The sequence below is a fragment of the Amycolatopsis sp. NBC_00438 genome, from assembly GCF_036026695.1.
Lineage (GTDB): Bacteria > Actinomycetota > Actinomycetes > Mycobacteriales > Pseudonocardiaceae > Amycolatopsis.
The window spans coordinates 5,856,004-5,876,282 of record NZ_CP107923.1; the positions used below are offsets into that span (position 1 = coordinate 5,856,004).

A 20,279-nucleotide genomic window follows, 5' to 3' on the forward strand; every position below is an offset into this window, starting at 1 on the left:
GTATGACCTTTGACGGCTTCGATGTCGACCGCGCCCGCCGTGAGACCCCCGGCTGCGCGGAAGTGGTCCACTTCAACAACGCCGGATCCGCCTTGCCCCCGGCCGTCGTGACGGACACGGTGGTGGGCTACCTGCGTCACGAAGCGCTGGTCGGCGGGTACGAAGCGGCCGCCGAAACCAAAGATCAGCTGGCGGCGGTGTACGCGTCGGCGGCGCGGCTGGTCGGCGGCGAACCCGACGACATCGCCGTCACCGACAACGCGACGCGGTCCTGGCAGGCCGTCTTCTACGCGCTGCCGTTCGCCGCGGGCGACCGGATCCTCACCTCCAGCGCGGAGTACGCCAGCAACGCGATCGCGTACCTGCAGGTCGCCCGGCGCACCGGCGCGGTCGTCGAGGTGGTCGGCGACGACGAGTCCGGCCAGCTGGACGTGGAAGACCTTCGCCGCCGGGTCGACGGCGACGTCAAGCTGATCGCCGTCAGCCACGTGCCCACCCAGGGCGGGCTGGTCAACCCGGCCGAGGAGATCGGCGAGGTCGCGCGGGCCGCCGGGATCCCGTTCCTGCTCGACGCGTGCCAGTCCGCCGGACAGGTCGACCTCGACGTCTCGCGCCTGAAGTGCGACGCGATGTCGGTGACCGGCCGCAAGTACCTGCGCGGCCCGCGCGGTACCGGTTTCCTCTACGTCCACCCGCGGCTGCGCGAGCGGCTGGAGCCGGCGATGCTCGACCTGCACTCGGCGGTCTGGACGTCGCCCGCGGAGTACGTCGTCGACCCGACCGCCAAGCGCTTCGAGGTCTGGGAGAAGGACTTCGCCGCGGTGTCCGGCCTCGGCGCGGCCATCGACTACGCGCTCGGGTGGGGCCTGCCGGCCATCGAAGCCCGCGTCGCCTCGCTGGCCGAGACGCTGCGCGGGCGGCTCGCCGACGTCGGCGCGCGAGTGCACGACGCCGGCGCGAAGAAGTGCGGCATCGTCACGTTCAGCGTCGAGGGCACCCCCGCCGCGGACATCAAAACGCGGCTGTCGGCGGCGGGGATCAACACGTCGGTGTCGTCCCGCACGTCGGCGCAGTTCGACTTCACCGCCCGCGACCTGCCGGACCTGGTCCGCGCGTCGGTGCACTACTACAACACCGAGGACGAGATCGAACTGCTGGTGAAGGCGGTCGGGCAGCTCTAGAACGCGGTGACGCCGGTCAGTTCGGCCGACACGGTCCACAGCCGCTCGGCGAGCGCCGGGTCGACGGCGTAGTCGCGCACGCCCGCTCGCGTGCCGTCCGCGGGGGCGGGCTCGGCGATGTCGCAGTCGTCGAGGTAGACCCCGCCCATGCCGTCGAGCTGCGGGGACGTCGCCGCCCAGACCTGGGTCGCCGCACCCTCCTCGGGCGTCTTGGCGCCGCCGGTGACCTGCCCGGTCTCGTCGACCATGCCCGCGTCGATCAGCTCCTGGCGCTCCAGATGCCGCACGAGGTCGGTGAGGATCCGGCCCGGGTGCAGGGAAAACGCGCGAACGCCGCGGTCCTGGCCGAGCTTGTCGAGCTGGACCGCGAAGAGGACGTTCGCCGTCTTCGCCTGGCCGTAGGCGAGCCACTTGTCGTAGCCCTGCTCGAAATTCAGGTCGTCGAAGCGGACCGGGCCGTAGTGGTGGCCGCGCGAGGAGACCGAGACGACGCGGGCGCCCGGGTTGAACGCCGGCCAGAGCCGGTTCACCAGCGCGAAGTGGCCGAGGTGGTTGGTCGCGAACTGCGCCTCCCAGCCCGGGCCGACGCGCGTCTCCGGCGCCGCCATGATCCCGGCGCTGCCGATGAAGATGTCGATGCCGCGCCCGGACGCGACGAACCGCCCGGCGAACGCGCGGACGCTGTCGAGGTCACCGAGGTCCAGTTCGTCGATCTCGACGTTCTTCAAGTCCCGCAACGCTTCTTCCGCCGTCGTGCGGCGGCGGGCCGGGACGACGACGTGCGCGCCCGCCTGCGTCAGCGCGCGCGTCGTCTCGAGGCCGATGCCCGAGTAGCCGCCGGTGACGATCGCGAGCTTACCGGTCAGGTCGATGCCGGCCAGGACTTCGGACGCCGTGCTGGTGGCGCCGAAACCCGAGCCGATCTTGTGCTGTGCAGTGGTCATGTCCGCGACACTAAGAGCTGGAGTGAACTCCAGCGCAAGCCGGCGTGACCCACGGATCAGCCGTTGAGCAGCTGCCGCGCGATCACGAGCTTCTGGATCTCGCTGGTCCCCTCGTAGATCCGGAACAGCCGCGCGTCGCGGTAGATCCGCTCGACCGTGACGCCCCGGACGTACCCCATCCCGCCGTGCACCTGCACCGCGCGGTCGGCGACCCGGCCGAGCATCTCGGTGCAGAACAGCTTCGCCGACGACGGCCCGAGCTTGCGGTCCTCACCCGAGTCGTACTTCGCGGCGGCTTCGTGCACCATCGCGCGCCCGGCCGCCAGCTCGGCGTGCGACTCCGCCAGCAGCGCCTGCACCAGCTGGAACTCCCCGATCGGGTGACCACCTTGGCGGGCCGTGCGCGCGTAGTCGACGGCTTCGGCCAGCGCGCGTTCCGCCATCCCGACGCACAGCGCCGCGATGTGCAGCCGGCCGCGGGCGAGCGAGGCCATCGCGATGCCGAAGCCCTTGCCCGCCTCGCCGACCAGCGCGTCCGCCGACACCTCGACGTCGTCGAAGACCACTTCCGACGTCCACGCGCCGGCCTGGCCCATCTTGGCGTCGTGCGGGCCGACGGTGACGCCGGGCGCGCCCGCGGGCACCAGCAGGGCGGAGATGCCGCGGCTGCCGGCGCTGTCCGGCTCGGTGCGCGCGAACACGACGAAGACCTCGGCGAGCGGCGCGTTGGTGATGAACCGCTTGGTGCCCGAGAGCCGGTAGCGGTCACCGTCGCGGACCGCGCGGCTGGTGAGCCCGCTGGGGTCGGAGCCGGCTTCGGCCTCGGTGAGCGCGAACGACGCGATCGCCTGGCCGGCGGCGAGCCGGGGCAGCCAGCGGGTGCGCTGGTCCGGCGTCCCGTAGTGCACGATCGCCTGGCCCGCGATGCCGTTGTTGGTGCCGAACAGGGATCGGAACGCCGGCGTCGTCCAGCCGAGCTCGATGGCCAGCCGGACGTCTTCGGCCATGCCGAGGCCGAGGCCGCCGTACTCCTCCGGCAGCGCCCAGCCGAACAGGCCCAGTTCGGCCGCCTTCTCGCGGATCCCGGCGGGGATTTCGTCGGTTTCGTCGATCTCCGCCTCGCGCGGGACGACCTCCTTGCGCACGAACTCCCGCACCGCGCCGAGCACCTGCCCGAAAACGTCCACGTCCATCCGTCGCACGGTACCCGGTAGCGTGCGGTGCGTGAGCACCTTCTACGACGTCGCCGCACAGCACCCGGACCGGCTCGCGGTGCTCGCCCCGGACGGGCGGCCGGCGACCTTCGGCGAGCTGGCCGCGCGGGCGAACCGGCTGACGCACGCCCTGCACCGGCTGGGCCTGCGCGAGGGCGACGGCGTCGTCGCGATCGTCCACAACGGACTCCCCTACTTCGAGCTGCTGTTCGCCACGCTTCAGGCGGGGATGTACTTCACGCCGGTCAACTACCGGTCCTCCGCCGGGGAAATCGCCTACGTGGTGGAAAACAGCGGCGCACGGGTGGTCGTCGCGGACGCGGACATCGCGCGTGCGTGCCCGCCGTTGGCTGCGGTGGAACGCTTTTCGGTCGGCGCGGCGGACGGCTGGGCGGACTACGCGTCCTGGGGCGAGGACGAGCCGTCCACCGCGCCGGAGCTGCGGACGGCCGGGCAGACGATGCTCTACACGTCGGGCACCACGGGCCGGCCGAAGGGCGTCCGCCGGGCGCTCAGCGGGAAACCGCCGTCGCTGCACCCGATCCACCGCGACCTGATGGCGATGCTGGACGTCGACGAGGGGCCGGGCGTGCACCTCGTGGCCTGCCCGCTCTACCACGCCGCGCCCGGCTCGTTCTCCGTCAACGCGATGCACCTCGGGCACTCCGCCGTGCTGATGGACAAGTTCGACGCCGAGGAGACCTTGCGGCTGGTCGAGCGCCACCGGGTGACGAGCACCCACCTCGTGCCGACGATGTTCCACCGGCTGCTGCGGCTGCCCGAGGACGTCCGCGCGCGGTACGACCTGTCGAGCCTGGTGAGCGTGATCCACGGCGCGGCGCCGTGCCCGCCCGAGGTCAAGGAGCGGATGATCGCGTGGCTCGGCCCGGTCGTGCACGAGTACTACGGCGCGTCGGAGGGCCTGATCTGCGGCGTCACCGCTTCGGAGTGGCTGAAGGCACCGGGCACGGTCGGCCGGGCGCTGACCGGCGTGCGGCTGAAGATCGTCGACGACGACGGCGCCGAAGTGCCCACGGGCGAGCCCGGCACGATCTACTTCAGCTCGGCGCACACCGCGCTCGACTACCTCGGCGATCCCGAGAAGACGGCAGCCGCCCGATCGGGCGAATTCCTGACGGTGGGCGACTTCGGCTACCGCGACACCGAAGGCCGCGTGTTCCTGCTCGACCGCCGGACCGACCTGATCCTTTCGGGCGGGGTCAACATCTACCCGGCCGAGATCGAGGCGCGGCTGCTCTCGCACCCGGACGTCGCCGACGCGGCGGTGATCGGTGAGCCGGACGACGAATGGGGCCAGCGGGTGATCGCCGTCGTCCAGCCGGTCCCCGGCGTGCCGGGTGACGACGCCCTCGCCGCGCGGCTGGCCGAGCACTGCCGCGCCGCGCTGGCCGGGTTCAAGACACCCGGACGGTTCGACTTCACCGAGCAGCTGCCGCGGACCGAGTCGGGCAAGATGCTGCGCCGCACCCTACGGAAGGGCTGACTCCCGATGCGCAAGCCGATCGCCGTCACCACCGCTGTTCTCGCCGCCCTGCTGGTGCTGCCCGCCACCGCGTCCGCGACGCCGGGCAGCGGGGTCACCGGCACGATCCTCACGCAGAAGACGATCGGCCACACCGACTACACGCTGCGGGAGATCACCATCCAGCCCGGCGGCTACACCGGCTGGCACTTCCACGACGGCACGCTCTACGCGTACGTGAAGGCGGGAACGCTGACGCACAACCTGGCCGACTGCTCCCTCGACGGCCGCTACCGCACCGGGCAGGCGTTCACCGAGCGGCCCGACCAGGTGCACATCGGCCGCAACCTCGGGACGACGCCGATAGTCCTCGAAGTCCTGTACGTGCTCCCGGCGGGCAGCCCGCTCTCGGAGGACGCGCCCGACCCGGGCTGCGGCTTCTAGCTCGTGAACCAGCCCGCCGCGTCGAGGCGGTAGGCCGCGGGGCCGACGACGGCGCGCAGGTCGGTCTCGAGCGCGGCCATCCGTTCGGCGCCCACCGTGCGCGCCCAGTCCGCGCGCAGCTCGTCGAAGATCTCCGCCGACTTCGTGAGGGCGTCGACGCCGTGCGCGGTGAGCCGCACGATCTTGCGGCGCGCGTCGGCCGGGTCGTCGGCGCGTTCGACGTAGCCGAGCGCCTCGAGCCGCTCGACGGTCTTGCCCGCCGCCTGCTTGGAGACGCCGAGGCGCCGGCCGATCTCGGACGCCGTCGCGCCCTGGACGCCGACGGCCTGCATCGCGAAGCCGTACGAGGGCCGGACGCCCGCGTGCCCGCGGCGCGCGAGTTCGGCGTGCAGGCGGTCGATGAGCGTGCGGAAGCCGCCGAAGAGCAGGAACGGCAGCTCGTAGCCGGGTACGTCGGTCATAGCCCCTTGCCAAGTTCGACAACCAGGTTTACGGTTTCGACAACCATGTTGTCGATCCTACGTCTGGAGACGTTGTGTTCCCCGATCACACCCCGGAGTCTGCTCCCCCGGCCGCCCGCCCGGCGATGACGGCCACGGCGAAGAAGTTCGGCGGCCACGTCCCGGCCGCCGTCGCCCGCCTGGCGACGTCGCCGGAGCTGCTGAACGGCTTCCTGAAGCTGAACGCGATCTTCGAGTCCACGACCCTGCCGGCGCTCGACCGGGAAGTCCTGATCATGACGGTCGCCGCCCGCAACGGCTGCCACCTCTGCGTCGCGATGCACACGGCGTCCCTGCACGCGCTCAGCGCTTCACCCGAACTGGTGACAGCCCTGCGGACTCAGTCGACGTTGCCCTCCGCGCGGCTGGAGGCGTTGCGCGGGTTCGTCCACGCGGTCCTGGACACGACCGGCGACGTCCCGCCGGCCGCGCTGGATGCGTTCACCAGCGCGGGTTACACGCCGCGGAACGCGCTGGAAGTGGTGCTGGGCATCGGAACCTACACGCTGTCGACGTTCGCGAACCGCCTGACGGGAGCACCGCTGGACGACGTCTTCGCGGACCACGCCTGGCACGCTACCGCGGTCTGACGGTCGTTCCGTTCGCGGCGCCTTCGACGAGGTCCCGGCAGTGGCCTCGGCGACGACGAGCGCGCCGAGGCCACTGCCGGGGATCGGCTCGGTGAACGTCCCGCCGGTGAGGGTGATCGAGCCGCCGTCCGGCAGGCGCCCGGCGGCGAGCCGCGCGAGCGCGACCTGGCCGAGCAGTTTGCCGCGCAGGTCGTCGAGCACCTGCTCGTCGGTGAGGTCGCCGAGCGGCCGCAGCGGGACGTTGGCGGCACAGCACACCATGGCGTCGGGCGCGGACCCGAACAGCGCGTCGAGCGACGAGCCCGGTAGCGCCCAGCACGACGATCTTCACGTCTTCGACGCCAGCGGGCCCCGGCAACCGGATTCCCGGCTCGGAAGGGCCGGGAGAACTGCCCGAAGACCTGGCAGGGCGCCCACAAAACGACCCGCTGGCGGTGTTCCGTCGTCGGCTTCTCTCCGGACCGACCCCTTCCGTTTATGTGACCCAGGTCTCACGGAGCCGTGTCCGGTCCCCGGCCGCGGCTTCGACCCCTTGGTGTTCGCACCCACCGAGAAGGAGTCGATATGGACAAGCCGGCCGGCCGGCGCGAGTGGCTGGGGCTGCTCGTGCTCGTGCTTCCCACCCTGCTCGTCGCGATGGACATGACCTCGCTGTTCCTCGCCTTGCCGAAACTGAGCGCCGACCTGGGTGCGAGCGGCACCGAGCAGCTGTGGATCACCGACAGCTACGGCTTCCTCGTCGCCGGGTTCGTGATCACCATGGGCACCCTGGGCGACCGCATCGGCCGCCGCCGGCTGCTGCTCGTCGGCGGCGCCGCCTTCGCCGCGATCTCCGTCGTCGCCGCCTTCGCCACCACCCCGGAGCTGCTCATCGCCGCCCGCGGCGCGCTGGGGATCGCCGGGGCGACGCTGATGCCCTCGACGCTCGCCCTGATCACGAACATGTTCCGCGACGAGCAGCAGCGCGGGAAGGCCATCTCGATCTGGGCGACCTGCCAGTTCGCCGGCGGCTCGCTCGGCCCGGTCCTCGCCGGGTTCCTGCTCCAGCACTTCGCCTGGGGCTCGATCTTCCTGATCGCCGTGCCCGCGATGGCCGTGCTGCTGATCGCCGGGCCGATCCTGCTGCCCGAGTTCCGCACGCCCGCGCCGGGCCGGCTCGACCTCGGCGGCGTCGCCCTTTCGCTGGCCGCGGTCCTGCTGTTCGTGTTCGCCCTCAAGCAGCTGACGACCGGCGCGGGCCTGCTCGTGCCGGTGGGCGCGATCCTCGCCGGGGCCGTGCTGGGTGCCGTGTTCGTCCGCCGCCAGCTGAGCGGCCCGGTGCCGCTGCTGGACCTGCGGCTGTTCCGGAACCGGCCGTTCACCGCGGTCCTGGTCGCGCTGGTGTTCGCGGGGGTCGCGATGGCGGGCGTCGGCCTGCTGGTCACCCAGTACCTGCAGGGTGTGCTCGGGTACTCGCCGCTCGCCTCGGCCCTGCTGTTCGCGCCGATGGGCATCGGCGTCGCGGCGGGCACGACGGTGGCGCCCGCCCTGGCCCGGCGGCTGGCCCCGGTGACGGCGATCGCCGGCGGTCTGGTGGTCTCGGCGGCCGGCGGGCTCATGCTGTCCTTCGCCGACGGGCTCCCGCTGGTCGTGGCGGGCATCGCGGTGCTGACGCTGGGCACGGGCCCGCTGTTCGCGCTCGGCATCGGCCTGGTCGTCGGCTCGGTGCCGCCGGAGCGCGCGGGCTCGGCGGCGTCGATGGCGGACACCGGCAACTACCTGGGCGGCTCGCTGGGCCTGGCCTTCATCGGCCTGGTCGCCACGGCCGTCTACCACCGCGTGTTCCCGGCGGGCACCACCCTCGCCGCCGACGTCGCCCGCGCGGACGTCGCGAACCAGGCGAAGGCGGCCTTCACGACCGGCCTGAACGTCACGGGCGTGATCGCGGCGGCGCTCTTCGCGGGCTTGGCGGTCCTGGTGGCGCGGATGCGGGCCTCAGCCGAGCGCGCCGAGGAACTGCAGGACGCCCAGCAGACCCGCTAAGGCGCCGAAGAACTGGTAGATCCCGAAGCTGCCGCCCACCCGGCGGACGGACGCCTCGGTGCGCGGGTCGAGCAGCACGGTGACGGTCTTCCCGACGCGAGGCGACATGAACGTGTACCGCCCGGCCCACGCCGAGCGCGTCCGTCCGTAGACGGTGTACCGGACCTTGGGCTCGCTCGGCGCGCGGTTCAGCCACCGCCGCTCGTCGACGACGTCGCCTTCGATCTCGCGGGCTCGCCGTCCGAAGCGCAGGCGTCCCGCCGCGATCCCCGCGGACAACGCCCCGAACAGGGTGAACACCCAGGCCACGAGCAGGTAGGACGCGGTGACGTCGCCGGCCAGGCCCAGCTGCCCGGCGGCCAGGCCGAAGGCCACCAGCAGCACCCCGCGCACGACGAAGGCCGCGGGCAGCGCGGTCCGGGGCGTCGGCAGCAACCGCACCCGGCCGCTGCCGGCCGGTCCGCACCGCACGACGTCGTCCACCAGCACGGGCACGGGGGTGCGCAGCAGTTCGCGTTCCCCGCCGATCAGCTCGTCGACGACGGTGCCGGCCACGAGGGAAACCCGCAGGCCCGACGGCCGCGGGCGCACCGCCGTCACGCGGTACGGGCGCAGCCCACGCGCGAACCACCACCGGAACGACGACCAGGCCACGCCCGCGATCGCCTCGATCGAGCCGGCCACCAGGAAGACCCACACCGCCGCACCGTGCACGCGTTCAGCCGGGTCCCTTCACGGAGATGGGCGATTCAGGTGGGCGCAGCAGGGTTCGAACCTGCGACCGCTCGGGTGTAAACCGAGTGCTCTTCCGCTGAGCTATGCGCCCGGACGGCGGCGGCCCCCGAAAGGGGACCGCCGCCGGGAAGCCTCACGCCAGTTCGGCGACGGCCTTCTTCCAGCCCTGCTGGTCGCGCGCCTCGCCCGGGGCGTTCACCTCGGCGAAGCGGACCACGCCTTCCTTGTCGACCAGGAAGGTGCCGCGGACCGCGAGACCCGCCTGCTCGTTGAAGACGCCGTACGCGCGAGCCACGTCACCGTGCGGCCAGAAGTCGGACAGCAGCGGGAACTGGTAGCCCTCCTTCTCGGCCCACGCCTTCAGCGAGAACGGCGTGTCGACCGAGACGCCCAGGACCTGGACACCCTTGTTGTCGTAGTCGGCGAACTCGTCGCGGAGCTGGCAGAGCTCGCCCGTGCAGATGCCGCTGAACGCGAACGGGTAGAAGACCACCAGCACCGGCTTGTCGCCCCGGAAGGACGACAGCTGCACCGGCTGCTTGTTGTAGTCGTTGAGCGTGAAGTCAGGGGCCTCAGAACCGACCTCGACGGTCATACCGCGTTTCCTCTCCCGTACGGACACGTGCCTGCGACGACAACCCTATCGTGTCAGCCGGGCGGGGCCGGTTCAGCGCTGTTTCGACTTCGACTTGGGGGACACCAGCCTCGTGCCGAGCCAGTTCGCGCCGACGCTGATGTTGGCGGTCTGGGCCAGGCCCACCACCGGCACCGCTTCGGCGATTTCACTCGGCTCGACGTGCCCGGGCTGTCCCGTCTTCGGGGTCAGGACCCAGATCACGCCGGTTTCTTCCAGGGGGCCCCTGGCGTCGATGAGCGCGTCGCCGAGGTCGCCGTCGTCCTGGCGCCACCACAGCAGCACCACGTCGATGACCTCGTCGGCTTCCTCGTCGAGGATGTCCCCGCCGATCTGCTCCTCGATCGCCGCACGGAGGGCGTCGTCGACGTCCTCGTCCCAGCCGATCTCCTGGACCACCATCTCGGGCTTGATGCCGAGCCTCTCGGCGACGCCGGTCTGATCAGCGTCTCCCGCGGCGACCACTGCTTTCACTCCTCCAACTACGACGGAGCGTGGCGCTCTAGCACCCTCGTGGAGGGTACGGCTGCGCCACACTCGGCTACCCGGTTGCCGATAGCGAACACTGGTGCGGCTCTGCGCGCAACCGTCCACACCGGATCTGTGACAACTCGTGTCGCAGGATACGGGCCGCCGGGCCCCCGCCGCGACGGCGTTTCGGGTGCCTCGGGGACCGGTCTGCCACCCCGCCGGAGGACGTCCCCTAGGGTGATGAGGAAGAAAACGCGCGCGCGGTTACACCGCGCGCGGGGAGCGACTCGATCGGGTCGGCTGATGTTACCGCCTAGTAGCAGTGCGGAAGCCGGGAGGGAAGACGACGATGGAGAGTCGTACACCCCCGAGTACGAGCACCACCGGCTACAACTTTTCGCAAGGAGACCCCTTGGCCCCGCAGAACGACGGCGCCTCCGGCAAGGAGACCCCGGCACGCGTACGCGTAATCCGAGACGGATTGGCTGCGCACCTGCCCGACATCGACCCGGAGGAGACCGCCGAGTGGCTGGACTCCTTCGACGAGGCGCTGGCCAGGGGAGGCCAGCAGCGGGCCCGGTACCTGATGCTGCGCATCCTGGAGCGCGCCCGGGAACGCAACGTCGGTGTGCCCGCGCTGACCTCGACGGACTACGTCAACACCATCCCCACCGAGAACGAACCGTGGTTCCCCGGTGACGAGGAGATCGAGCGGCGCTACCGGGCCTACATCCGGTGGAACGCCGCGATCATGGTGCACCGGGCGCAGCGCCCCGGCGTGGGCGTCGGCGGCCACATCTCGACCTACGCCTCCTCCGCCGCGCTCTACGAAGTCGGGTTCAACCACTTCTTCCGCGGCAAGGACCACTCCGGCGGCGGCGACCAGATCTACATCCAGGGGCACGCCTCCCCCGGCATCTACGCCCGCGCGTTCCTCGAGGGCCGGCTGTCCGAGCAGCAGCTCGACGGCTTCCGCCAGGAGTACTCGCACGCCGGTGAGGGCGGCGGCCTGCCGTCGTACCCGCACCCGCGGCTGATGCCCGAGTTCTGGGAGAACCCGACGGTGTCGATGGGCCTCGGCCCGATGAACGCCATCTACCAGGCGCGGTTCAACCGCTACCTGCGCGATCGCGGCATCAAGGACACCAACGACCAGCACGTCTGGGCGTTCCTCGGCGACGGCGAGATGGACGAGGCGGAGTCGCGCGGCCTGATCCACATCGCGGCCGGCGAAGGCCTCGACAATCTGACCTTCGTGATCAACTGCAACCTGCAGCGGCTCGACGGCCCGGTGCGCGGCAACGGCAAGATCATCCAGGAGCTGGAGTCGTACTTCCGCGGCGCCGGCTGGAACGTCATCAAGGTCATCTGGGGCCGCGAGTGGGACTCGCTGCTGCACGCCGACCGCGACGGCGCCCTGGTCAACCTGATGAACGTGACGCCGGACGGCGACTACCAGACGTACAAGGCCAACGACGGCGCCTTCGTCCGGGAGCACTTCTTCGGCCGCGACCCGCGGACGAAGGACCTGGTCAAGGACCTCTCCGACGCCGACATCTGGAACCTCAAGCGCGGCGGCCACGACTACCGCAAGGTGTACGCGGCGTACAAGTCGGCGCTGGAGCACCACGGCCAGCCGACGGTGATCCTGGCCCACACGATCAAGGGCTACGGCCTGGGCCCGGCGTTCGAGGGCCGCAACGCCACGCACCAGATGAAGAAGCTCACCCTCGACGACCTCAAGCTGTTCCGCGACTCGCAGCGGATCCCGATCAGCGACGAGGAGCTCGAGCGCGACCCGAAGCTGCCGCCGTACTACCACCCGGGCAAGGACTCGACGGAGATCGAGTACCTGATCGGCCGGCGCAAGGCGCTCGGCGGCTTCCTGCCGGAACGCCGCCCGAAGTCGGCGAAGGCGCTCGTGCTGCCCGGCGACAAGGTCTACGAAGGCGTCCGGAAGGGCTCCGGCAAGCAGGAAGTCGCCACGACGATGGCGTTCGTCCGGCTGGTCCGCGAGCTGGCGAAGGACTCCGAGATCGGCAAGCGCGTCGTCCCGATCATCCCGGACGAGGCCCGCACCTTCGGCCTCGACTCGATGTTCCCGACGGCCAAGATCTACAACCCGCACGGCCAGACGTACACGTCGGTCGACGCGAGCCTGATGCTGGCCTACAAGGAGTCCGAGAAGGGCCAGCTGCTGCACGAGGGCATCAACGAGGCGGGCTCGACCGCGTCGTTCACCGCCGTCGGCACGTCGTACGCGACGCACGGCGAGCCGATGATCCCGATCTACATCTTCTATTCGATGTTCGGGTTCCAGCGGACCGGTGACGGCCTGTACGCCGCCGCCGACCAGATGGCCCGCGGGTTCGTCATCGGCGCCACCGCCGGGCGCACCACGCTGACCGGTGAGGGCCTGCAGCACGCCGACGGGCACTCGCTGCTGCTGGCGTCGACCAACCCGGCGGCCGTGGCGTACGACCCGTCGTGGTCGTTCGAGATCGCGCACATCGTCAAGGACGGCCTCCGCCGGATGTACGGCGAGACCGGCCCGGACGGCAACGGCGAGAACGTCTTCTACTACATGACGATCTACAACGAGCCGTACCAGCAGCCCGCCGAGCCGGAGAACCTCGACGTCAACGGCCTGCTGAAGGGTCTGTACAAGTACGCCGACGCCCCCGAGGGCGACGGCGCCGAGGTGCAGATCCTCGTCTCGGGCGTCACGATGCCGGACGCGCTGAAGGCGCAGAAGCTCCTCGCCGAGGAGTGGGGCGTGCGGGCGGCCGTGTGGTCGGCGACGTCGTGGACCGAGCTGCGGCGCGAGGCCGTGGAGATCGACCACGACAACCTGCTCTACCCGGGCAGCGAGCCGCGCGTGCCGTACGTGACCGAGGCGCTTTCGGGCACGAACGGCCCGGTCGTGGCGGTGTCGGACTGGATGCGCGCGGTGCCGGACCTGATCCGCCCGTACGTGCCGACCGACATGCTGACGCTCGGCACCGACGGGTTCGGGTTCTCCGACACCCGGCCGGCGGCGCGGCGGAAGTTCCTGGTCGACGCCGAGTCGATCACCGTCGGCGCGCTGTCGATCCTGGCCAAGCGCGGCGAGGTCGACCAGGCGAAGGTCCTCGAAGCGGCCACGAAGTACCGGCTCGACGACATCGCGGCCGCCGGGCCGCAGACGTCGGATTCCGGCAGCGCGTGACCTGGTGCTAGAGACGCAGTGCTAGAAAGGGACCCGGCAGACATCAGATGTCTGCCGGGTCCCGCTTGCTAGGGAGTTGATGAAGGTGACGAAGCGCCGACTGCCCAAGCCGGACGAGCTGAAGCAGCTCCTGCGGCCCAAGCCGATCGTGCTGAACCCGACCGACCGGCGCCTCGGCAACGCCCACACCATCGCCGACCTGCGGATGATCGCGCGCAAGCGGACCCCGCGGGCGGCCTTCGACTACACCGACGGCGCGGCCGAGCTGGAAGACAGCCTGCTGCGCGCCCGCCAGGCCTACCGGCGGGTCGAGTTCCACCCGAACGTACTGCGCGGAGTGTCCGATGTGGACACCACGCGCGAGATCCTCGGCAAGACGTCGGCCCTGCCGTTCGCCTTCGCCCCCACCGGTTTCACCCGGATGATGCAGCACGAGGGCGAGCGCGCGGTGGCCCGCGTCGCCGAACGCAACGGCATCCCGGTGGGCCTCTCGACGATGGCGACGACGTCGATCGAGGATCTCGCCGCCGCCGCGCCCGAGGCCCGCAAGTGGTTCCAGCTCTATGTCTGGCGCGACCACGGCGCCGGCGAAGATCTGATGAATCGCGCGTGGGCGGCGGGCTACGACACGCTCATGCTGACCGTCGACACCCCGGTCGGCGGGGCCCGGCTGCGCGACGTCCGCAACGGCCTGACCATCCCGCCGGCGCTCACGCTCAAGACGTTCCTCGACGGCGCGACGCACCCCGCGTGGTGGTTCAACCTGCTCACCACCGAGCCGCTGCAGTTCGCGTCGCTCAACCACTTCGGCGGCACGGTCGCCGAGCTGCTCAACAAGCTCTTCGACCCGACGCTGAACTACGACGACCTCGACTGGGTGCGCCGCACCTGGCCCGGGAAGCTCGTGGTCAAGGGCGTGCAGAACGTCCAGGACGCGCGCGACGTCGTCAAGCACGGCGCCGACGCGGTGCTGATCTCCAACCACGGCGGCCGCCAGCTGGACCGCGCGCCGACGCCGCTGGAGCTGCTCCCGGCGGTGCTCGACGAGATCCAGGGCGGCGCCGAGGTCTGGATCGACACCGGCATCCTCTCCGGCGGCGACATCGTCGCGGCGATCGCCCGCGGCGCCGACGCCGTGCTGGTCGGCCGCGCGTTCCTCTACGGCCTGATGGCCGGCGGCGAGCGCGGGGTCCAGCGCTGCGTGGACATCCTCCGCACGGAGATGGTCCGCACGATGCAGCTGCTGGGCGTCCGCACCCTCGCCGACCTCACGCCGTCGCACGCCACCCTGCGGTAGCCGCTCAGACCTGTGCCTGGCCGCCGTCGACGAAGAACTCGACGCCGTTGACGAAGCTCGCGTCGGCCGACGCGAGGAACAGCGCCGCGCCGGCGATCTCGGAGGGGGCGCCGACGCGGCCGAGCGGCACGGCGGCCGCCATCCCGTCCAGCAGGTCCTGCTCCGAGCCGGGGTCGGCCAGGCCCAGCAGGCCCGGCGTGTGCGTCGGTCCCGGGCTCAGCACGTTCACCCGGACGCTCTTGCCGGCCAGGTCGAGGGCCCAGGTGCGGGCGAAGTTGCGGACGGCGGCCTTGGTCGCGGCGTAGACGCTCATGCCCGGCGCCACGCGAGTGGACGTCGTCGAGCCGGTGATGATGATCGACGCGTTGTCGTTGAGCAGCGGCAGGGCCTTCTGCACGGTGAAGACGACCCCCTTGACGTTCGTGGCGAACGTGGCGTCGAGCTGCTCCTCGGTGATCTCGCCCAGCAGCTGGTTCACGCCGCCGCCGGAGTTGGCGACGACGACGTCGAGCCCCTTCCCGCGCTCTTCGACGGCCCGGTAGAGCGCGTCGAGGTCGGCGGGCTTCGAGGAGTCGGCGCGGATCGCCTGCACGCTGCCACCGATCTCGGCGACGGCGTCGTCGAGGACCTCCTTGCGGCGTCCGGTGATGAACACGTGCGCGCCTTCGGCGGCGAACCGCTTCGCGATGGCGAGCCCGATGCCGGTGCCGGCGCCGGTCACGACGGCCGTCTTGTCCTTCAGTGTGCTGGTCACGATGCTCCCCTGATTGAGTTCTTGACTGTCTCGTCCAGAACTTACGCCGTTATGGACGAGACAGTCAAGAATGGGTACGCTTGAGCCATGGCACGACCTCGGAGCTTCGACCAGGACGCGGTGCTGCGCGCCGCCAGGGACCAGTTCTGGGCGACCGGCTACGCGGGCACGAAGATCGACGACATCGCCGCCGCGACCGGCCTCGGCAAGGGCAGCCTGTACGGCGCCTTCGGCGACAAACACGCGCTGTTCCTGCGCGTCTTCGACGACTACTGCACCGAGTCCGCCGAGTCGACGCGCCGCGCGCTGGAAGGCCCCGACAGCGGCGCCCTCCGGCGGATCCGCGAGTACGTCGCCGGGATCGCCGAATCCACGGCGGCGGACCGGGACCGCCGGGGCTGCCTGCTCGCGAAGGGCGCGGCGGAGTGCGCGGAGCACGACGAAGCCGTCGCGGCCCGCGCCCAGCGCGTCTTCCACGACCTGCGGGAACAGCTCACGGCGAGCGTCGCGGCAGCCCAGCGCGCGGGCGACATCGCCGGCGACCAGGACCCGGCCCACCTCGCGAGCCTGCTGCTGGCCGTCACCCGCGGCATCGAGGCGCTCGGCAAGGGCGGCTCAAGCCCCGCCGAACTCCGCACGGTCGCCGAAACCGCTCTGGCCGTCCTCCCCAAGCCGTAACCCACGTGATCAGAACGCCGACTCGCGTGATGACCTTTGGATCACGTGAGGGCCTGACTCGTTGGGCCGTGTGGCGTCAAGTTCTTGACGGACCGCCCGGTTTGTGAGGAGGATCACGGGCACTCGCCGAAAGGCCGTTTTCGCATCGTGGAAAACGGAGGTCGCCCGTGTTCGTACAGGCCGTGTTCGTGCAAGACGTGACTCCCCTCGGCTCGCTGGGCCTGTCGGCGCTCGTCGCCGTGCTGCCGCTGGCCACCGTCCTCGTCCTCCTCGGCGTCGTCCGGATGCGGGCGCACCACGCCGCCCTCATCGGGCTGCTCGTCGCGCTCGTCGTCGGGATCGCCGCGTTCGGCATGCCGATCGTGCAGGCCGTCTCCGGCGCGCTGTCGGGCGCCGCGTTCGGGCTGTGGCCGATCATGTGGATCGTCGTCAACGCCCTGTGGATCTACCGGCTCACCGTGCGGACCGGGCACTTCGACGTCCTGCGCCGCTCGTTCGGCCGGATCTCCGACGACCCCCGCATCCAGGCCCTGATCATCGCCTTCTGCTTCGGGGCGCTGATGGAGGCGCTGGCCGGGTTCGGCGCGCCGGTCGCGATCAGTGCCGTGATGCTGGTGGCCGTCGGCTTCCACCCGGTGAAGGCCGCCGTCGTCGCGCTGGTCGCGAACACCGCGCCGGTCGCGTTCGGCGCCATGGGCACGCCGGTCGTGACGCTCGCCCAGGTCACCGGCCTGCCGCTGGAGCAGGTCTCCTCGATCGTCGGGCGCCAGACACCGTTGCTCGCCCTGGTCGTGCCGCTGCTGCTGGTGATCATCGTCGACGGCAAGCGCGGCCTGAAGGACACCTGGCTGCCCGCGCTGGTCTGCGGGGTCGCGTTCGGGGTGGTGCAGTTTCTCGCGTCCAACTACGTCTCACCGCAATTGGCGGACATCGGTGCCGCGCTCGCCGGCGCGGCCGCCCTGGTGGCGCTGCCGCAGACCCGCCGCGCGGTGCCCGAAGCCGTCCGCGTCGGGATGGGCGGCACCGCGACCGCCGAAGCCGAAGCCCCGCCCGAGGACTCACGCCGCGACGTCGTCAAGGCCTACCTGCCGTACGCGCTGATCATCGTGATCTTCTCCCTCGCCGTGCTGCCGCCGATCAAGAAGCTGCTCGACAAGGCGACCTGGAAGTTCCACTGGCCCGGGCTGAACGTCGCCGGGCCGAACGGGAAACCGGTGTCCGGCAACACGTTCTCGCTGCCGTTCCTCAACACCGGCGGCACGCTCGTGCTGATCGCCGGGATCATCACGGCGGTGGTGCTGGCGGTACGCGCGAGCGGCGCGGCGAGCGAATGGCTCGCCACGGTCAAGGAACTGCGGTTCGCGATCCTCACCGTCACCAGCGTGCTCGCGCTGGCCTACGTGATGAACCTGTCCGGCCAGACCAGCACCATCGGCACGTTCATCGCGGCCGCCGGCGCCGCGCTCGCGTTCCTGTCGCCGGTGCTCGGCTGGTTCGGTGTCGCCGTCTCGGGGTCCGACACGTCGGCGAACGCGCTGTTCGGCGCCCTGCAGGTGACGGCGGCCCACCAGACCGGCCTGCCCGCGGACCTGCTCGCGGCGGCCAACAGTTCCGGCGGGGTGCTCGGCAAGATGGTCTCGCCGCAGAACCTCACCATCGCCTGCGTGGCCGCGAACCTGCCCGGTGAAGAAGGCAAGCTGCTGCGCAAGGTCCTGCCGTGGAGTGTGGGGCTGCTGCTGGTGATGTGCCTGATCGTGTGGGGTCAGAGCACGCCGGTGCTCAGCTGGATGCTGCCATGACGCCGTGGTCGCGGGCCGCGACGCGCTGCTTGGCCGAGCGGTTCCACGTCCACCAGCCGTGCACGACCAGCCCGGCGAACACGATGTAGATCGCGGCCGAGAAGTACAGCCCCGAGGAGATCTGCAGCGGCACACCGATCGCGTCGACGACCAGCCAGACCAGCCAGAACTCGACTAACCCCGCGCCCTGCGCGCCGAAGGCGACGAGAGTGCCGACGAAGATCGCGGCGTCCGGCCACGGCGCCCACGACGCTTGCAGCGCGTCCAGGACCAGCGCCATCACGGTCGTGCCGGCGACGAACGTGCCGAGCATGACGAGCCGTTCGGTGAGCCGGCCTTGGCGCACGACAACGCCGAACACCGGGTCCTTGCGACGCGTCCAGGCCCACCAGCCGTAGACGGAGATGGCGAGGATGGCGACCTGCCGGGCGGCGAGCCCGCCGAGGTGCGCGGAAGCGTAGACGGCGAACAGCAGCACGGTGGCGCCGACCTGCACCGGCCACGTCCACAAGGTGCGACGTTGCGCGAGGAACACCACGGCCAGCGCGAACACCTGCCCGGCGAACTCGGCGATGGAGATCCACTGTCCGAGCACCCGGAAGCCGTGTTCCAGCAGGTAGTTCACGTGACGCCCCTTTCGTCCTACCGCTGACCAACATGCTCCGGGAGGGGCGCATTCCCTAGGGACTGTGAGGCGCGGAACATCCCACCTCGTGGACGTCGCCGACGCGGATCGTGCCGCCGCGGACGACGCGGGCGTGCACGCCGAGCGTCAGGTCGTTGGTGTCGGCGATCGTCTTCAGCAGACCGGGCGCGGCCGCGAGGCCGTCCCACGGCAGGCCGACCATCACGCAGCGCACGGCCCGGCGCAGGATCTCCAGCTCGACCCCGCCGATCCGGACCCGCTCCCCCAGCCAGGCCTCCTCGGCCAGCTCCGGCGCCGGACCGGTGTCGAGCAGCAGGTTCGGCCGCAGCCGCCGCGCGTCGACCTCGACGCCGGGAGCACGCTCGGCCAGCCAGGCCAGCGACGACGTCGTCACCAGGTGGACGGCGGCCTCGTCGTGGTGCGGGATCCCGGCCTCCCGGACCAGCCGGACACCCCCGCGGCCCAGCGCGGTGGCGATCTCCTCGTGGGCCGCGTCGCCGCGGACCGTGCGCCCGTCCGGGAGCGTCACCACCGGGACGTCACCGTCGTAGCGTGCGGCGAACTCGTGCAGGCCCGCCATCCGGCGGAACCGGCGGGTGCTCTTGCCGCTGCCGAACTTGCCGTCCGGGTCGCGGACCGCGTACAGCCGGTCGCCGTCGAGGCCGCGCTCGCCGAACTCCCCCTCGGCCAGCCGCTCCCCGCGCATCGACTTCACCGGATAGCGCCACAGCGCCGTCACGACCCCCATGCCCCCAGCGTAGAGACGGGCCCGGCAGCTTCCTCGTCTGCCGGGCCCGTCTCGTCACTCCCCTGCTCAGATCTGGGGGCGCGGGGTCCCGACCGGCGGGGTCGGGGTGTTGTCGGCGCCCACGGTGGCGCGCGGCGCCTCGCTGCGGCCCATCTCGCCGGTCCGCTGCTGCGGCGTCTCGGCCATCTGCTGCTGCATGTTCGCCATCCAGCCGCGCCAGCGGTCCTGCGCCGGCTTGATCAGGCCGCCGCCGAAGCCGACGACGATGACGCCGCCGATGGTGGCCAGCACGGCGATCAGGACCGGGCCGGTGATCGCGGTCGCGATGTTGACCTGGCCGAGCGCGGCGATGATGCCGAACGCCATGATCAGCCAGTAGGCGCCGGTGGCCAGGTACCGGCCGGCCGGGCGGCCCGACATCGCCGACGAGACGACGTCACGCACGACCTTCGCGATGGCCGCGGCGACCACGATCAGCACCAGCGCGACCACGATCCGCGGCAGGAACGCGATGATGTCGTTGAGCAGCTGGCTGACCGGGTTGGTCGGCCCGAACACGCCGAACGCCAGCTGCAGCGCGATCAGCAGGACGAAGTAGTAGACCAGTTTCACGAGGATCCCGGCCGCGTCGATCTTCTGCTGGCCGATGCTGGCGGAAAGGCCCGTCTTCTCGATCAGCTTGCCGAAGCCGACCTTTCCGAGGACGAGGCTCAGGCCTTTCGCGATGGCCTTCGCGATCAGCCAGCCGATCAGCAGGATGATCAGGAAACCGACGAGTTTCGGGACGAACGTGGCCACGAGGTTCCACGCCTGTCCCAGTCCGTCCTTGAGTTGCTGGCCCATGCCGACTCCCTCTTGATGTTTCGCACCGAATCGCGCCGCGATTCGGGTGGTGCCGCTGTTGTGCACCGGATCGTTGATCAGGTACCCA

Annotated in this window: 19 protein-coding genes and 1 tRNA gene; 9 read left to right on the top strand and 11 right to left on the bottom strand. The window is 71.1% G+C overall.

Annotated elements, in window-relative coordinates; genetic code table 11:
* Nucleotides 1–2: 2 nt before the first annotated feature.
* On the top strand, nt 3–1,181 hold the full coding sequence (locus OG494_RS25915) for an aminotransferase class V-fold PLP-dependent enzyme (RefSeq protein ID WP_328443109.1): 1,179 nt from the start codon (nt 3–5) through the stop codon (nt 1,179–1,181).
* Here the strand turns inward: OG494_RS25915 and OG494_RS25920 are convergent.
* The gene (locus OG494_RS25920; RefSeq protein ID WP_328443110.1) at nt 1,178–2,125 is read right to left on the bottom strand and encodes an SDR family NAD(P)-dependent oxidoreductase; all 948 of its coding nucleotides are present in this window, start codon (nt 2,123–2,125) and stop codon (nt 1,178–1,180) included. The genes OG494_RS25915 and OG494_RS25920 overlap by 4 nt on opposite strands.
* Nucleotides 2,126–2,181: 56 nt before the next feature.
* Nucleotides 2,182–3,318, bottom strand: coding sequence for an acyl-CoA dehydrogenase family protein (locus OG494_RS25925; protein WP_328443111.1), 1,137 nt, complete (start codon nt 3,316–3,318; stop codon nt 2,182–2,184).
* Nucleotides 3,319–3,349: 31 nt separating this feature from the next.
* On the opposite strand from OG494_RS25925, the gene OG494_RS25930 reads away from it, so the two are divergent.
* Together OG494_RS25930 and OG494_RS25935 are read left to right on the top strand one after the other, a co-directional pair.
* A complete protein-coding gene (locus OG494_RS25930; protein WP_328443112.1) occupies nt 3,350–4,843 on the top strand; it encodes an AMP-binding protein in 1,494 nt (497 codons plus the stop codon).
* A 6-nt stretch (nt 4,844–4,849) separates the two neighbouring features.
* The gene (locus OG494_RS25935; protein WP_328443113.1) at nt 4,850–5,266 is read left to right on the top strand and encodes a cupin domain-containing protein; all 417 of its coding nucleotides are present in this window, start codon (nt 4,850–4,852) and stop codon (nt 5,264–5,266) included.
* On the opposite strand, the gene OG494_RS25940 is transcribed toward OG494_RS25935, so the two are convergent.
* Nucleotides 5,263–5,727, bottom strand: coding sequence for a MarR family winged helix-turn-helix transcriptional regulator (locus OG494_RS25940; RefSeq protein WP_328443114.1), 465 nt, complete (start codon nt 5,725–5,727; stop codon nt 5,263–5,265). The genes OG494_RS25935 and OG494_RS25940 overlap by 4 nt on opposite strands.
* Nucleotides 5,728–5,852: 125 nt before the next feature.
* On the opposite strand from OG494_RS25940, the gene OG494_RS25945 reads away from it, so the two are divergent.
* Together OG494_RS25945 and OG494_RS25950 are read left to right on the top strand one after the other, a co-directional pair.
* Nucleotides 5,853–6,356 (top strand): carboxymuconolactone decarboxylase family protein, encoded by a 504-nt coding sequence (locus tag OG494_RS25945; protein ID WP_328459025.1) that lies wholly within the window; start codon nt 5,853–5,855, stop codon nt 6,354–6,356.
* Between the two features lie 564 nt (nt 6,357–6,920).
* Entirely contained in the window at nt 6,921–8,378 is a 1,458-nt protein-coding gene (locus tag OG494_RS25950; protein WP_328443115.1) for an MFS transporter, read from the top strand.
* On the opposite strand, the gene OG494_RS25955 is transcribed toward OG494_RS25950, so the two are convergent.
* The 4 genes from OG494_RS25955 to OG494_RS25970 form a co-directional block, all read right to left on the bottom strand.
* Nucleotides 8,331–9,077, bottom strand: coding sequence for a hypothetical protein (locus OG494_RS25955; RefSeq protein ID WP_328443116.1), 747 nt, complete (start codon nt 9,075–9,077; stop codon nt 8,331–8,333). The genes OG494_RS25950 and OG494_RS25955 overlap by 48 nt on opposite strands.
* 55 nt (nt 9,078–9,132) lie before the next feature.
* Nucleotides 9,133–9,204, bottom strand: a tRNA-Val gene (locus OG494_RS25960).
* Between the two features lie 42 nt (nt 9,205–9,246).
* Nucleotides 9,247–9,708: a peroxiredoxin gene (locus OG494_RS25965; RefSeq protein ID WP_247062586.1), complete on the bottom strand. Its 462-nt coding sequence runs from the start codon at nt 9,706–9,708 to the stop codon at nt 9,247–9,249.
* A 72-nt stretch (nt 9,709–9,780) separates the two neighbouring features.
* On the bottom strand, nt 9,781–10,212 hold the full coding sequence (locus OG494_RS25970; protein ID WP_328443117.1) for a DUF3052 domain-containing protein: 432 nt from the start codon (nt 10,210–10,212) through the stop codon (nt 9,781–9,783).
* A 418-nt stretch (nt 10,213–10,630) separates the two neighbouring features.
* On the opposite strand from OG494_RS25970, the gene aceE reads away from it, so the two are divergent.
* Nucleotides 10,631–13,426, top strand: a complete 2,796-nt coding sequence (gene aceE / locus OG494_RS25975) for a pyruvate dehydrogenase (acetyl-transferring), homodimeric type (protein ID WP_328443118.1) — start codon at nt 10,631–10,633, stop codon at nt 13,424–13,426.
* Nucleotides 13,427–13,511: 85 nt separating this feature from the next.
* Nucleotides 13,512–14,723 carry an alpha-hydroxy acid oxidase gene (locus tag OG494_RS25980; protein ID WP_328443119.1) on the top strand — a complete coding sequence of 404 codons (1,212 nt, stop codon included), beginning with the start codon at nt 13,512–13,514 and terminating at the stop codon, nt 14,721–14,723.
* A gap of 4 nt (nt 14,724–14,727) precedes the next feature.
* Here OG494_RS25980 and OG494_RS25985 read toward each other — a convergent pair whose 3' ends face one another.
* Nucleotides 14,728–15,477 (bottom strand): SDR family NAD(P)-dependent oxidoreductase, encoded by a 750-nt coding sequence (locus OG494_RS25985; protein ID WP_328443120.1) that lies wholly within the window; start codon nt 15,475–15,477, stop codon nt 14,728–14,730.
* 87 nt (nt 15,478–15,564) lie between these two features.
* On the opposite strand from OG494_RS25985, the gene OG494_RS25990 reads away from it, so the two are divergent.
* Both OG494_RS25990 and OG494_RS25995 read left to right on the top strand, forming a co-directional pair.
* Nucleotides 15,565–16,155: a TetR/AcrR family transcriptional regulator gene (locus tag OG494_RS25990; RefSeq protein WP_328443121.1), complete on the top strand. Its 591-nt coding sequence runs from the start codon at nt 15,565–15,567 to the stop codon at nt 16,153–16,155.
* Between the two features lie 182 nt (nt 16,156–16,337).
* Complete coding sequence (locus OG494_RS25995) at nt 16,338–17,954, top strand: L-lactate permease (RefSeq protein WP_328459026.1); 1,617 nt, start codon at nt 16,338–16,340, stop codon at nt 17,952–17,954.
* Here OG494_RS25995 and OG494_RS26000 read toward each other — a convergent pair.
* From OG494_RS26000 to OG494_RS26010, 3 genes are all read right to left on the bottom strand, one after another.
* Nucleotides 17,935–18,579, bottom strand: a complete 645-nt coding sequence (locus OG494_RS26000) for a nicotinamide mononucleotide transporter family protein (RefSeq protein ID WP_328443122.1) — start codon at nt 18,577–18,579, stop codon at nt 17,935–17,937. The two genes, OG494_RS25995 and OG494_RS26000, sit on opposite strands and share 20 nt — an antisense overlap.
* 55 nt (nt 18,580–18,634) lie before the next feature.
* Complete coding sequence (locus OG494_RS26005) at nt 18,635–19,348, bottom strand: MOSC domain-containing protein (protein WP_328443123.1); 714 nt, start codon at nt 19,346–19,348, stop codon at nt 18,635–18,637.
* 66 nt (nt 19,349–19,414) lie between these two features.
* Nucleotides 19,415–20,191 (bottom strand): mechanosensitive ion channel family protein, encoded by a 777-nt coding sequence (locus OG494_RS26010; RefSeq protein ID WP_328443124.1) that lies wholly within the window; start codon nt 20,189–20,191, stop codon nt 19,415–19,417.
* Between the last annotated feature and the right edge of the window lie 88 nt (nt 20,192–20,279).